Genomic DNA, 12,019 nt, shown 5'->3' on the forward strand with positions numbered 1-12,019 from the left:
CGCCGGCACCGCGCCGCCGATGCAACCTCCGCTGTGGCGCCAGCTGCAGCTGACCGCAGCGGCGCTCGCGTCGATTCGCGCCGGCAGCTCGGGCACCGTCGCGTTCGAAGCCGTCGAGCCCGCCATGCGCCCCGGCGTGCAGGCGCTCGGCTTCCAGGTGCTGCGCTGGCTCGGCCGCGCCGAGGCCCTGCGCCGCCACCTGGCCAAGCGCACGCCGCCGCCGTTGCCCGACGCGCTCCTGTGCACCGCATTGGCGCTGGCCTGGGATGCGCAGCACGCGCCCTACGAGCCCTTCACGCTGGTCGACCAGGCCGTCGAGGCGGCAAAGCGCAACCCCGCCACGCGCGCGCAGGCGAGCTTCATCAACGCCTGCCTGCGCCGCTTCCTGCGCGAGCGCGACGAGCTCGTGGCCGCCACCGACCATGAGCCGGTCGCACAGTGGAACCATCCGCGCTGGTGGATCGAGCGGCTCAAGCGCGACCATCCGCGCGACTGGCAGCGGGTGCTTGCCGCCGACAACGCGCAGCCGCCGATGACGCTGCGCGTCAACCTGCGCAAGACCACCGTGGCTTCCTATCAGCTGGCGCTCCAGGCGGTGGGCCTCGAGGCCCACCGGGTGGGGGAGGCGGGCCTGCAGCTGGCGCGCGCCCGCCCGGTGCAGCAGCTGCCCGGTTTTGCCGACGGCGAATGCTCGGTGCAGGACGCCGCCGCGCAGCTGGCGGCGCCGCTGCTGCTCGAAGGCCTGCTGCCCGCGGCCGGCGCGGCCCCCCTGCGCGTGCTCGATGCCTGCGCCGCCCCCGGCGGCAAGACCGCGCACCTGCTGGAATTTGCCGGCCCGGCGCCCATCGAGGTGACGGCGCTCGAGGTCGATGCCGCCCGCAGCCGCCGCATCGACGAAACCCTGGGCCGGCTCGGCCTGTCCGCCAGGGTGGTGGTGGCCGACGCCGCGCGGCCGGCCGCCTGGTGGGACGGCACGCCCTTCGACGCCATCCTGCTCGATGCGCCGTGCACCGCCTCGGGCATCGTCCGGCGCCATCCCGACGTGCGCTGGCTGCGCCGCGAGAGCGACACCGCCCAGCTGGCGGTCCAGCAGGCGGCGCTGCTCGCGGCCCTCTGGCCCCTGGTCCGGCCCGGCGGCCGACTGCTCTACTGCACCTGTTCCGTCTTCCGGGAAGAAGGCTCGCAACAAATAGATGCGTTCCTTGCGCACAACACCGACGCCCGATTGGGGGCGTCGCCGGGCCATTTGCTTCCCCAAAGCGGGGCGAATGCCCGCGCCGTCCCGGACAATCCCTCAGGTGACCACGACGGCTTCTTCTACGCCCTGCTTGAAAAACGTCCGCGCTGAGGCCCGCAGGCGGCGCATCCTGGCGCCGCTGGCCGGGCTCGTGCTGGCCTGGGCATTGCTGCTGACCTGCCTGCTTCCGATTGCGGTGGCGCAGGGGCGCGTCGTGCCATCGGTCACCCAGATGCGGCTGGAACAGGCCGACGACGGCGTCTACCTCACCGCGGCCGTGCAGTTCGAGCTGCCCTCGCTGGTCGAGGAAGTGCTCGACAAGGGCATTGCCATCTATTTCGTGGCCGAGGCCGAGGTCTTCCAGGAGCGCTGGTACTGGACCGACCGCAAGGTGGCCCAGGTCACGCGCCACATGCGGCTGGCCTACCAGCCGCTCACGCGCCGCTGGCGGCTCAACGTGTCGCCGGTGCCCATCACCGGCACCGCGGGCTTCGGCGTTTCGCTGAACCAGAACTTCGACAGCCTCGCCGACGCCATGGATGCCGTCAAGCGCGTCGGCCGGCTGCGGCTGGGCGATGCGGCCGAGGTCGGCGACGAGGCGCAGCACCAGGTCGTGTTCCGCTTCCGGCTCGACACCTCGCAGCTGCCGCGTCCGTTCCAGATCGGCGTGGTCGGCCAGGCCGACTGGAACATCGTGGCCGAGCGCAGCGCCAAGCTCGCGCTGGAGAAACAGCGGTGAGCAGCAAGCCGCGCAGCGGCGCAGCGGCCACGCCCGCCGCCCGCCGCGCGCGCGCGCTGCGCTGGGCCGTCGGCGTGGGCGCCGCGCTGGTCACGGCCATCGGCCTGGTGCTGATGTTCCTGCTGGCCCAGGCCACCAACAACCGCGCGCTGTACGAGCGCTACTACGTGCGGCTGTTCGGCATCAACGTGGTGGTGGCGGTGCTGCTGGTGCTGGTGATCGGCTGGGTCGCCTTCCGGCTGCTGCGGCGGCTGCGCCAGGGCAAGTTCGGCAGCCGCCTGCTCATCAAGCTCGCGGCCATCTTCGCGCTCGTGGGCGTGGTGCCGGGCGCGCTGGTCTACGTGGTGTCCTACCAGTTCGTGGCGCGTTCGATCGAAAGCTGGTTCGACGTCAAGGTGGAGGGCGCGCTCGACGCCGGCCTGAACCTCGGCCGCGCCACGCTCGATTCGCTCGCGGATGACCTGGCCGCCAAGACGCGCGTGGCCAGCGCCCAGCTGGTGCAGGTGCCCGACGCGAGCGCCGGCCTCGTCCTCGAGCGCATCCGCGACCAGCTCCAGGCCAGCGACGTGGTGCTCTGGACCGGCGCCGGCCAGCTGGTGGCCGGCGCCGGCGCCTCGCGCTTCCAGCTCAACCCCGAGCGGCCGACCACCCAGCAGCTGCGGCAGGTGCGCGCCGACCGCGCCATCGCCCACATCGAGGGCTTGGACGAAACCGCGGCGCCGGGCGCCAACGTGCCGCCTGCCAGCGTGCGCGCCCTCGCGATGGTGCAGCGGCCGGGCTTCGACTTCGACACGGCGCCGCGCTTCCTGCAGGTCACGCAGCCGCTGCCGCCCGCGGTGGTGGCCAACGCACTCGCCGTGCAGGAGGCCAACCGTGAATACCAGGAGCGGGCCCTGGCCCGCGAGGGCCTGCGGCGCATGTACATCGGCACCCTCACGCTGAGCCTTTTCCTGGCCGTGTTCGGCGCCGTGCTGCTGGCCGTGCTGTTCGGCAACCAGCTCGCGCGGCCGCTGCTCGTGCTGGCGGACGGCGTGCGCCAGGTGGCCGGCGGCGACCTGCGGCCGACCGCCGTGCTGCAGGGCAAGGACGAGCTGGGCGGCCTCACGCGCTCCTTCGCCGTCATGACCCAGCAACTGGCCGATGCCCGCGGCGCCGTCGAAAAGACCATGGGCCAGCTCGACGCCGCCCGCGCCAACCTGCAGACCATCCTGGACAACCTGACCTCCGGCGTGATCGTGCTCGACGCCAAGGGCACCATCCTTTCCACCAACCCCGGCGCCACCCGCGTGCTGCGCGCGCCGCTGGCGGCCTACGAGGGCATGCCGCTCGCCCAAGTGCCCGGGCTCGCGGACTTCGGCAACAGCGTGCAGCAGCAGTTCGACGAATTCCAGGTCGAGCGCCTGCAGCACGGCCTGGACCACTGGCAGCACGCCTTCGAGCTGCATGCCAGCGGCACCGACCTGCCGCAGCAGGACAGCGCCATCAACATCGTGGCGCGCGGCGCCGAGCTGCCGGGGGCCGCGCGGCTGCTGGTGTTCGACGACATCTCCGAAATCGTCTCCGCCCAGCGTGCCCAGGCCTGGGGCGAAGTGGCGCGCCGCCTCGCCCACGAGATCAAGAACCCGCTCACGCCCATCCAGCTCTCGGCCGAGCGGCTCGAAATGAAGCTCTCGGGCAAGGTCGCGCCGCCCGAGCAGGCCGTGCTCGTCAAGTCGGTCAAGACCATCGTCGACCAGGTCGACGCCATGAAGCGGCTGGTCAACGAATTCCGCGACTACGCCCGCCTGCCCGCGGCCGACCTGAAGCCGGTCGACCTCAACGCGCTGCTGGCCGACGTGCTCCAGCTCTACAGCGCCGAGAACGCGCCGATCGCGCTGCGCTCCGAACTCGACGAGCGCTGCCCGCCCATTCGCGGCGACGCCCAGCAGATCCGCCAGGTCATCCACAACCTGCTGCAGAACGCCCAGGACGCTGCCGAGGCCGCCGCCAGCACCACCGGCCGCGCCGGCGAGGTCGTCATCCGCACCCGCCTGGGCGATTCGGGCCAGCGCGTGCGCCTCACCGTGCAGGACAGCGGACCGGGCTTTGCCGAGAACATCCTCAAGCGCGCCTTCGAGCCCTACGTCACCACGAAAACAAAAGGTACAGGTTTGGGACTGGCCGTGGTCAAGAAGATCGCGGACGAGCACGGCGCGCGCATCGAGCTTTCCAACCGCGTTGTCGATGGGGCTGTAGCAGGGGCGCAAGTCTCGCTATCATTCGCGCTGGCAGGCGAGCCGCAAACAGCGGTCGCTCACACCGAAGATCCGAAGTCTTCCGCCGCCTGAGCGTGAAACCAACCCGTCGCGCGCAGACGATGGGGCGGCTGGCGGACCCTACACACATTGCAGATACCGGCGCATACAACAAGCAGCACTCATGGCAAACATTCTCGTGGTCGATGACGAGCTGGGCATTAGGGACCTGCTCTTCGAAATTCTCAATGACGAAGGCCACAACGTGGAGTTGGCGGAAAACGCGGCCGAGGCACGCGCAGCGCGGCAGCGCGCACGGCCCGACCTCGTGCTGCTCGACATCTGGATGCCCGACACCGACGGCGTCACGCTGCTCAAGGAATGGTCCACCGCCGGACTGCTGAGCATGCCCGTCATCATGATGAGCGGCCACGCCACCATCGACACCGCCGTCGACGCCACCCGCATCGGCGCCTTCGCGTTCCTCGAAAAACCCATCACGCTGCAGAAGCTCCTGAAGGCCGTCGAGCAGGGTCTCGCGCGCGAGAACGCCAGGCGCGCGGCAGCGGGCGTGGTGCCTCCGGCCCCGGGCATCAACCCCTCGGCCGCCATCACCACCACCGGCGACAGCCTGCTGCTGGCCTCGCTCGCCTCCGTGCCGGTGCCCGACGCCGGCCCGCAGTCGACCCAGAGCTTCGACCTCGACCGCCCGCTGCGCGATGCACGCGACGGCTTCGAGAAGGCCTACTTCGAATTCCACCTGGCCATGGAGAACGGCTCGATGACCCGCGTGGCCGAGAAGACCGGCCTGGAACGCACGCATCTGTACCGCAAGCTCAAACAACTTGGCGTCGATCTTTCGAGAGGGCGCAGAAGCGCTGTATAATTTAAGGCTGCACACCAAGGCCCGGTAGCTCAGTTGGTAGAGCAGCGGATTGAAAATCCGCGTGTCGGTGGTTCGATTCCGCCCCAGGCCACCATTCATCATTTTGAGGTCGTCCGCAGGCGACCATCAAAATCAAAAAAGCCCTAAGTAGATCAACTGCTTGGGGCTTTTTTCATTCCAGGGCGGCCCGCAGCGTTCTGCGCCAGGCCGGGCGCTCGTAGGGCGAATCCCGGGTTTACGCCTAGACCCGCACCCTCAAGTTCCGCCGCAGCACTGCCGATATCCCTGGCAACCTGGCCCCGCATCGGCGGCCGTCACGGAAAAAGCACATGCGCAATTGGAAGATCAGTGCCCAGCTGGGCGCGGCGTTCGGGATCGTGTTGCTGTTGATGGCGACGGGGCTCGCGATCGGCATCTCGGGCCTTCAGGAGGTCGCCGGCAGCGGCGTCGCCCCGGAGCTCGCACGGCATATCGCGTCGACGCGCAACCTCATGGCGGGCTTCGGGGTTGCCGCGCTGCTGGCGGGCGTGGGCTGCAGCATCTGGCTCGCACGCAGCATCATGCAGCCGCTTGGCGAGGCGATCTTCATCGCGGAGACCGTAGCCTCGGGCGACCTCAGCAAGGAATTCGAGACCGAGCGCGGCGGTGATTTCGGGCGGCTGCTGCGCGGCATGGGCGAGATGGAGGACACGCTGACGGACGTGGTGACGCGCATCAAGGCGTCGACCGATTCGATCGTGGTGGCGTCCGGGCAGATCGCGGCCGGCAACCAGGAGCTGTCCTCGCGCACAGAAGAGCAGGCCAGCTCGCTCGAACAGACCGCGGCCTCGATGGAAGAGCTCACGAGCACCGTCAAGCAGAACGCCGACAACGCACGGCAGGCCAACCAGCTCGCGCTCTCGGCCTCCGAAGTGGCCGTGAAGGGCGGCAGCGTCGTGGGGCAGGTGGTCGACACCATGGCGTCGATCAATGCTTCTTCCCGGAAGATCGTCGACATCATCGGCGTGATCGACGGCATCGCGTTCCAGACCAACATCCTGGCGCTCAATGCGGCTGTCGAAGCCGCGCGCGCGGGCGAGCAGGGCCGCGGCTTCGCGGTGGTCGCGTCGGAAGTGAGAAGCCTCGCGCAGCGCTCGGCCGCGGCGGCCAAGGAGATCAAGGGCCTGATCGACGATTCGGTGGGCAAGGTCGACGTGGGCAGTGCACTCGTCGGCGAGGCCGGCAGGACGATGGAAGAGATCGTGAGCGGCGTCAAGCGCGTGACGGACATCATCGGCGAGATCACCGCGGCCAGCCACGAGCAGGCGCAGGGCATCGAGCAGGTGAACCAGGCGATCGCGCAGATGGACCAGGTGACGCAGCAGAACGCGGCGCTGGTCGAGGAGGCGGCGGCCGCGGCCCAGTCGCTGCAGGAACAGGCCGACAGCCTCTCGCAGGTGGTGGCCACCTTCAAGCTCGACGACGACGAAGAGGAACCCGCCGCGGCGCCGCCCAGGCCCGCACCCGTCCAGGCGCGTGTCGAGCAGCCGGTCCAGCCGGCTCGGCGTGCACTTGCCGCTGCACCGCCGCGCAAGCCAGTGGCGGCCATCGCGGGCACGTCCGCCGCCAGCGGAGACTGGGAGACTTTCTAAGCCAGTGCGTGCGCGCCGGCCGCAAGAGGCAATGAACGGTCAGGCCCGCTGCCAGCCTGCCTTGAGCGCATCGGGGTTCTTGTCCGCGACAAGATTCAGCTTGATGCCATGCTCGAGAAACGCCTTGAGTCCTGCAAGCGTCCAGGTGAAGCCTTGGGTCGACTCGGCAACGTACTTGAAGAGTTCGTCTCCATCACCCGTCCAGCCAGACTCCGTGATGACGACATGGGTCGTTCCATCCTCGCGTGCGGAGAACTTCCATTCGACCGTCGTGCGGCCGCTGTATCCGTCCCACTCGATCACGATGCGCTGGTCGGGTTCGATGTCTTTCACGAGCACCGATGTGGATGCGCCATACATCTCCCAGTCCCATCTGACTTCACGGCCGGCCTCGAGCCGGCCGCTGCTTTTGGTGAACCAGAAGTTGGTTGTCGCACGGGGATCGATGAACGCTTCGAACACCTCTGCGACGGGCTTGCGAACCAGCATCTCCGTTTGTGCGACGGGTGCTTGCGTGATCTCGACTTTCATGGTGGCCTCCTTTTGCGGGACGCGATGCGGCGCCTGCCAATCAATCCTGGCACGGAGCGCGTCGCACCATGAGCACGGGGCGCCATGGACCCACCTGCAGCGCAGTTTTCTTTCAATATGCAACGCTCCACTGCACCTACGCGAATGTGAGCGTCGCCCTACAGAAGAACCGCTGCAAAAAAATAAGGTGACCGATGGCGAGGCCGGGCAATGTGTGAAGTGCCTCGCGCAAAGGAAGCCAAATTGGACCCCCCATCCAGAACCTTCGAGCGCCGCGCGCTCCGAATTCCGCTGCGCTCTTCCGTCACGCTGGAGGCCGATCTGTGCCTGCCTGCGGCCTCGCGCGGGATCGTGCTGTTTGCGCATGGCAGCGGCAGCAGCCGCTTCAGCCCGCGCAACCGACAGGTCGCGGAGAGCCTCAACGAGGCGAAGCTGGCCACGCTGCTCGTCGACCTCCTGACCGCCGACGAAGAGGCCGTCGACGAGCGCACGCGCGAGCTGCGCTTCGACATCGACATGCTGGCCGACCGGCTCGTCGGCCTGACCGACTGGCTGTGCGACTACGAGCCCGCCGCGGGCCTGAGGATCGGCTACTTCGGCGCGAGCACCGGTGCGGGTGCCGCGCTGGTGGCCGCGGCGCAGCGGCCCGACGCGGTGCACGCCGTGGTCTCGCGCGGCGGGCGGCCCGACCTGGCCGGGCCCGCGCTCGAGCGCGTGCGCGCGCCCACGCTGCTGATCGTCGGCGGCAATGACGGGCCGGTGATCGACATGAATTGGCAAGCCCTTGCGGTGCTGCGCGGCGAGAAGCGGCTTTCGCTCGTGCCCGGCGCAACGCATCTTTTCGAGGAACCCGAAGCGCTGGGCGCGGTGTCCAAGCTGGCGCGCGACTGGTTTCGGGACCATCTCGATCCCTCCAGGAGTACCAAGAAATGAGCAAATCACCAGGACACCAGAAATGGCCCGACCACCAGGTGCGCGAGGAGCCGCTTCGCCAGCCGATGGAGGTCGAGGTCGAAGGCATGGTCGTCGCGAGCTCGGCGGACGTGATCAGGGTGGTCGAGGACAAGTCGCCGGTGCGCTACTACTTTCCGCGCACCGACGTCCGCACGGACAAGCTCGAGCGTTCGCAGACCACGACCGAATGCCCGTTCAAGGGCACCGCGAGCTACTACAGCCTGAACGTGGGCGAGCGGCAGCTCGACGACGCGATCTGGTCGTATGAAGATCCGTACGACGAGCACCAGGCGCTGAAGGGCCGCATGGCTTTCTACGACGAGAAGTTTCCGGAGATCCATGTCCGTCCGAAGAGCTGAGCGAGCCGCCGGGTAGCGCTCTCGCATGTGCGGCAATATTTGCCGCACAACCCGCAGCGATGACCTTCCTTCACTCCAAGCCCGGAAAGGCCGTTCTCCGATGAACGAAGCGCTCGACACGCTGGCCGATGCAACGCTGCTGGGGCTGCCGGTGCCCGATCTGGCGCTGGCGGTGGCCGCCGCGCTTGCCGCCTACCTGGCGATGCGGCTGGTGCTGCGCTACATGATCGGGCGCATGCGCGACATCGCGCAGCACACGAGCAATCGCATCGACGACACGGTGGTCGAAGTGCTGGCCGGCACCAACCGCGCTTTCCTGGTGCTGGCCGCGCTGCTCGTCGGCGTGGGCATGCTCGAGCTGCCCGAGCGCTGGAACCAGCGCGTCGGGCAGCTGTGGTTCATTGCCATTGCGCTGCAGGCCGGCCTGCGGTTCACCCGGGCCATCGGCTTCGGGCTGCGCCGCTACGAGCAGCGCCACGCCTCCGCGAGCATGACGCAGGTCAGCGCATCGGCCACGCTGATGTCGTGGTCGATGCGCACCGTGCTGTGGGCGGTGATCCTGCTGGCGGTGCTGTCGAACCTGGGCGTCAACATCACCGCCTTCGTCGCCAGCCTGGGCGTGGGCGGCATTGCGATTGCGCTTGCGATGCAGAACATCCTGGGCGACCTGTTCGCCTCGCTGTCCATCGCGGTCGACAAGCCGTTCGAGGTGGGCGATGCGATCGGTGTCGGCGGTCTCTCGGGCACGGTGCAGCACGTGGGCCTCAAGACCACGCGGCTGCGCAGCCTGAGCGGCGAGCAGATCGTGATCGGCAACACCGACCTGCTCAAGCAGACCGTGAAGAACTATCGCCGCATGGACGAGCGCCGCATTGCCTTCAAGTTTGGCGTGAGCTACCGCAGCACGCCCGAACAGCTGGAGGCCATACCGGGCATCGTGAAGCGGTTGATCGAGTCGCGGCCGTCGCTGCGGCTGGACCGCGTGCACTTCCAGGCCTTCGGCGAGAGCTCGCTCGACTTCGAGGTCGTGTACTTCGTGACCACGCCGGACTACGGGCTCTACATGGACGAGCAGCAGCGCCTCAACCTGCAGATGATGCGTGAGTTCGCGCGGCTGGGCGTGGAGTTTGCGATTCCGGCGCGATCCCTGCACGTGCTGTCGCCCGAGGGCCGGCGCGCGGTGGCGAAGGAACTGGCCACTCAGGAAGAAGAGTAGGAACGCTGAAGGCCGTGCGCCACCGACGCCAGCAGGTCGTCCGGATGCAGCATGGCCGCGCGTGCCTTCTGTGCGGTTTCGTACTGGTGCAATGCGGCCTGCAGCCGCGGTGCCGTGGCCAGCGCGTGCCAGACCGGGGCCAGTGCGGCATGCGATGGCGCCTCGCCGCGTGCGAGCTGCTGCGCGAAGGCCAGGCTCGCGGGCTCGGCAAGCAGCACGGCCCTGGTTGCGGCGCCCAGCGGCTGCGGCAGGGCCTCGGGCGGTGCCGAGCAGCAATAGATCACGTGGGGCGGCAACAGGCGTCGGACCGGGCGCAGGCCCTGCAGCGAGGCGCCGGCGATGCGCTGCTCGCCGTCGGCCGATGCAAAGGCGTAGACCGCGTCGGCGTCGGCCTTCGCAAGGCGCCGCAGGCCGCGCAGCAGGCGCGGAAAGTCGGAGGTGGCCGCGGCGGGCGAGGCCTTGGTTTCGGCAAGGAGAACGAGGCTGGCGCCACCCGCATCGCCTCCGCGCACGATGGCGGCGTCCCACTCCTCCTTGGCCTTGCTCGCTTCTCCCGGAAAGCCGCGCGGCGTGCGAAGACCGCGTGCGACGCGGTAGGTGGCGGCTCCCTTCCAATGGCGGTTCAGCATGCCGGCGATCTCGCGGAAGGCCTCGACCGCGGCGTGTTCGGCGATCCGGCCCTGCTGCGCCGATGCGCGCCCTTCGGCGGCCGCGGCATCGCTGCCCGCGAGCGGTCCGCGCCGTTCGCACAGCGCCTGGTAGCGCTGCACGCTCTCACGCCGGAGCAGCTCGCTGCCGCGCACCAGCCGCCGCAGCGCGGGGCTTGCGTGGATCGCTTCCAGCGGCGCGCGGAAATTTCCGGGGCCGGGGAGTTCCTGCGCGAGCAGCTGCCCGATGGCCTCTGCCAGTTCCGCCCATGCGCCCGCGGCCGCAAGGCCGTGCAGCCGGGCCAGCGCGTCGCGCAGGGCGCCGGCCGCCTCGCGCCGCAGCTTGCCGGGATGCGCGATGGCATCGATAGCCATCCTGAGGGTGCGCCGATCGGCCGCGCGCTGCCGGGACAGCTGCACATGCTCATGCACCTGCGCGTCCTGCGCCTGCAGCATGGCGGCCTGGAACGCCGGGTCGCCGCGTTCGGGCGCGAGCGCCTCGCGGATCAACTGCGCCAGCGCGCGGGTGAAAAGCGCCTGGATGCCTGGTGCGGGCCCGGTGCGCGCGGCCTCGATCGCAAAGGCGAGCGTGGCCTGCGTGCCGCCCGCCACGGCCGTCTCGGCATCGGCCGGCAGAGGAGGCAGGCGATACCGGCGCGGTGCCGCGCGCAAGGCGGCCAGGAGAACGGCGTCGAGGTGCTGTTGTTGCGGTTGCTGCAAATCCATTCGAATCCTGCGGCTGGATGTTCCGATGGCGGCCCGCGGCGGGCATGCCGATTGCCTGCCACTCTGCCATGGACAACACTGAAAAAGCGCAATGGAACCGCAAGCTCGACGAGCGGGCGGCCGAACTCGAAAGCGAACTGAGAGCCGCCAAGGCCGACGAGGACGAGGCGCCCACCCGCACCCCGCACATCCAGGTGCCGGACACGGTGGACGCGGCCGAGGAGCGGCTGCGCGGCGCGCTCCGGGGCGCGGAAGTGGAGCGCGACGTGTCCGAGCTGCGGGACATCGAGGCCGCGCGCGAGCGCCTGCGCACCGGCGAGTTCGGAACCTGCATCGATTGCGGCGTGCAGATTCCGCTCGATCGACTCGAGGCCATGCCGGCCTCGGCGCGCTGCCTCGAATGCCAGCAGCGCCATGAGCGCACGCATCCGATCGAAATCCGCATTCCCCCCGCCCTGTGAGCGCGGGCACTCAGAGCCGCCCTGTTCATTGCAGGCAGGGTGACAGCACCCAGGCCGCGAACCATTGCGCCGCCACCAGCAGCGTGAAAAGTGCGCCCATGCCGGTGGCCAGCGCCGCGAGAAAGCGCTGGCGCACGGCGGGCGCCGCCGCGTCGCTGTCCAGCGTACCGCCGGCCTGTACGCCGCTGCCCAGGCGCCGCCATTCGCCGCCCGCGAGCAGCGTGGGCGCGAGGCAGCCCAGCAGCGCGCCGATGCTCAGCGCATGCAGCAGCAGCGTCGTCTGCAGGGTGCAGGCCTGGGGAACCGCGGCATACGCGAGCGTCTGGCAGAGCAGCGCGAAGGCGGGCACCACGAGCAGCGCGAGCCATGTCTTCGAGGCGTGCAGCTTGGTCATGTCC

At 69.4% G+C, this 12,019-nt stretch carries 12 protein-coding genes and 1 tRNA gene; 10 read left to right on the plus strand and 3 right to left on the minus strand.

Annotation, left to right across the window (positions count from 1 at the left end):
• The first annotated feature begins 19 nt into the window (after positions 1–19).
• The 6 genes from rsmB (at position 20) to AC1DSC_RS30045 (ending at position 6,727) form a co-directional block, all read left to right on the plus strand.
• Entirely contained in the window at positions 20–1,348 is a 1,329-nt protein-coding gene (rsmB, locus tag AC1DSC_RS30020) for a 16S rRNA (cytosine(967)-C(5))-methyltransferase RsmB (RefSeq protein WP_436287231.1), read from the plus strand.
• On the plus strand, positions 1,329–1,976 hold the full coding sequence (locus AC1DSC_RS30025) for a DUF4390 domain-containing protein (RefSeq protein WP_012745755.1): 648 nt from the start codon (positions 1,329–1,331) through the stop codon (positions 1,974–1,976). Before rsmB ends, AC1DSC_RS30025 begins: the two co-directional genes overlap by 20 nt.
• Positions 1,973–4,303, plus strand: a complete 2,331-nt coding sequence (locus tag AC1DSC_RS30030; protein ID WP_278875505.1) for a sensor histidine kinase — start codon at positions 1,973–1,975, stop codon at positions 4,301–4,303. The genes AC1DSC_RS30025 and AC1DSC_RS30030 overlap by 4 nt, the downstream gene beginning before the upstream one ends.
• Positions 4,304–4,394: 91 nt before the next feature.
• On the plus strand, positions 4,395–5,096 hold the full coding sequence (locus tag AC1DSC_RS30035) for a response regulator (RefSeq protein WP_012745757.1): 702 nt from the start codon (positions 4,395–4,397) through the stop codon (positions 5,094–5,096).
• A gap of 18 nt (positions 5,097–5,114) precedes the next feature.
• Positions 5,115–5,190 (plus strand) — tRNA-Phe (locus AC1DSC_RS30040).
• Positions 5,191–5,425: 235 nt separating this feature from the next.
• Complete coding sequence (locus AC1DSC_RS30045; RefSeq protein WP_436287232.1) at positions 5,426–6,727, plus strand: methyl-accepting chemotaxis protein; 1,302 nt, start codon at positions 5,426–5,428, stop codon at positions 6,725–6,727.
• A gap of 39 nt (positions 6,728–6,766) precedes the next feature.
• Here AC1DSC_RS30045 and AC1DSC_RS30050 read toward each other — a convergent pair whose 3' ends face one another.
• Positions 6,767–7,258 carry an SRPBCC family protein gene (locus AC1DSC_RS30050; RefSeq protein ID WP_436287233.1) on the minus strand — a complete coding sequence of 164 codons (492 nt, stop codon included), beginning with the start codon at positions 7,256–7,258 and terminating at the stop codon, positions 6,767–6,769.
• A 210-nt stretch (positions 7,259–7,468) separates the two neighbouring features.
• Here AC1DSC_RS30050 and AC1DSC_RS30055 point away from each other — a divergent pair, with 210 nt between their 5' ends.
• The 3 genes from AC1DSC_RS30055 to AC1DSC_RS30065 all read left to right on the plus strand — a co-directional run bounded on the left by AC1DSC_RS30055 (position 7,469) and on the right by AC1DSC_RS30065 (position 9,787).
• Positions 7,469–8,191 carry a dienelactone hydrolase family protein gene (locus AC1DSC_RS30055; protein ID WP_436287234.1) on the plus strand — a complete coding sequence of 241 codons (723 nt, stop codon included), beginning with the start codon at positions 7,469–7,471 and terminating at the stop codon, positions 8,189–8,191.
• Entirely contained in the window at positions 8,188–8,571 is a 384-nt protein-coding gene (locus AC1DSC_RS30060; RefSeq protein WP_436287235.1) for a DUF427 domain-containing protein, read from the plus strand. Before AC1DSC_RS30055 ends, AC1DSC_RS30060 begins: the two co-directional genes overlap by 4 nt.
• A 100-nt stretch (positions 8,572–8,671) precedes the next feature.
• Positions 8,672–9,787 (plus strand): mechanosensitive ion channel family protein, encoded by a 1,116-nt coding sequence (locus AC1DSC_RS30065; protein WP_436287236.1) that lies wholly within the window; start codon positions 8,672–8,674, stop codon positions 9,785–9,787.
• Here the strand turns inward: AC1DSC_RS30065 and AC1DSC_RS30070 are convergent.
• Positions 9,772–11,160, minus strand: a complete 1,389-nt coding sequence (locus tag AC1DSC_RS30070; RefSeq protein WP_436287237.1) for a hypothetical protein — start codon at positions 11,158–11,160, stop codon at positions 9,772–9,774. The genes AC1DSC_RS30065 and AC1DSC_RS30070 overlap by 16 nt on opposite strands.
• Before the next feature lie 68 nt (positions 11,161–11,228).
• Between AC1DSC_RS30070 and AC1DSC_RS30075 the strand changes: the two genes are divergently transcribed.
• Positions 11,229–11,621 (plus strand): TraR/DksA family transcriptional regulator, encoded by a 393-nt coding sequence (locus AC1DSC_RS30075; protein WP_412510321.1) that lies wholly within the window; start codon positions 11,229–11,231, stop codon positions 11,619–11,621.
• A gap of 25 nt (positions 11,622–11,646) precedes the next feature.
• On the opposite strand, the gene AC1DSC_RS30080 is transcribed toward AC1DSC_RS30075, so the two are convergent.
• A complete protein-coding gene (locus AC1DSC_RS30080; protein WP_018903814.1) occupies positions 11,647–12,015 on the minus strand; it encodes a hypothetical protein in 369 nt (122 codons plus the stop codon).
• Between the last annotated feature and the right edge of the window lie 4 nt (positions 12,016–12,019).

This window comes from Variovorax sp. 01N425 (assembly GCF_056399465.1).

What these genes read in the sequence shown, in the direction of transcription:
- AC1DSC_RS30080 (WP_018903814.1), bottom strand. Translation starts at nt 12,015, where the DNA reads ATGACCAAGCTGCACGCCTCGAAGACATGGCTCGCGCTGCTCGTGGTG.
- AC1DSC_RS30070 (WP_436287237.1), bottom strand. Translation starts at nt 11,160, where the DNA reads ATGGATTTGCAGCAACCGCAACAACAGCACCTCGACGCCGTTCTCCTG.
- AC1DSC_RS30035 (WP_012745757.1), top strand. Translation starts at nt 4,395, where the DNA reads ATGGCAAACATTCTCGTGGTCGATGACGAGCTGGGCATTAGGGACCTG.
- AC1DSC_RS30075 (WP_412510321.1), top strand. Translation starts at nt 11,229, where the DNA reads ATGGACAACACTGAAAAAGCGCAATGGAACCGCAAGCTCGACGAGCGG.
- AC1DSC_RS30055 (WP_436287234.1), top strand. Translation starts at nt 7,469, where the DNA reads ATGTGTGAAGTGCCTCGCGCAAAGGAAGCCAAATTGGACCCCCCATCC.
- AC1DSC_RS30045 (WP_436287232.1), top strand. Translation starts at nt 5,426, where the DNA reads ATGCGCAATTGGAAGATCAGTGCCCAGCTGGGCGCGGCGTTCGGGATC.
- rsmB (WP_436287231.1), top strand. Translation starts at nt 20, where the DNA reads ATGCAACCTCCGCTGTGGCGCCAGCTGCAGCTGACCGCAGCGGCGCTC.
- AC1DSC_RS30060 (WP_436287235.1), top strand. Translation starts at nt 8,188, where the DNA reads ATGAGCAAATCACCAGGACACCAGAAATGGCCCGACCACCAGGTGCGC.
- AC1DSC_RS30065 (WP_436287236.1), top strand. Translation starts at nt 8,672, where the DNA reads ATGAACGAAGCGCTCGACACGCTGGCCGATGCAACGCTGCTGGGGCTG.
- AC1DSC_RS30050 (WP_436287233.1), bottom strand. Translation starts at nt 7,258, where the DNA reads ATGAAAGTCGAGATCACGCAAGCACCCGTCGCACAAACGGAGATGCTG.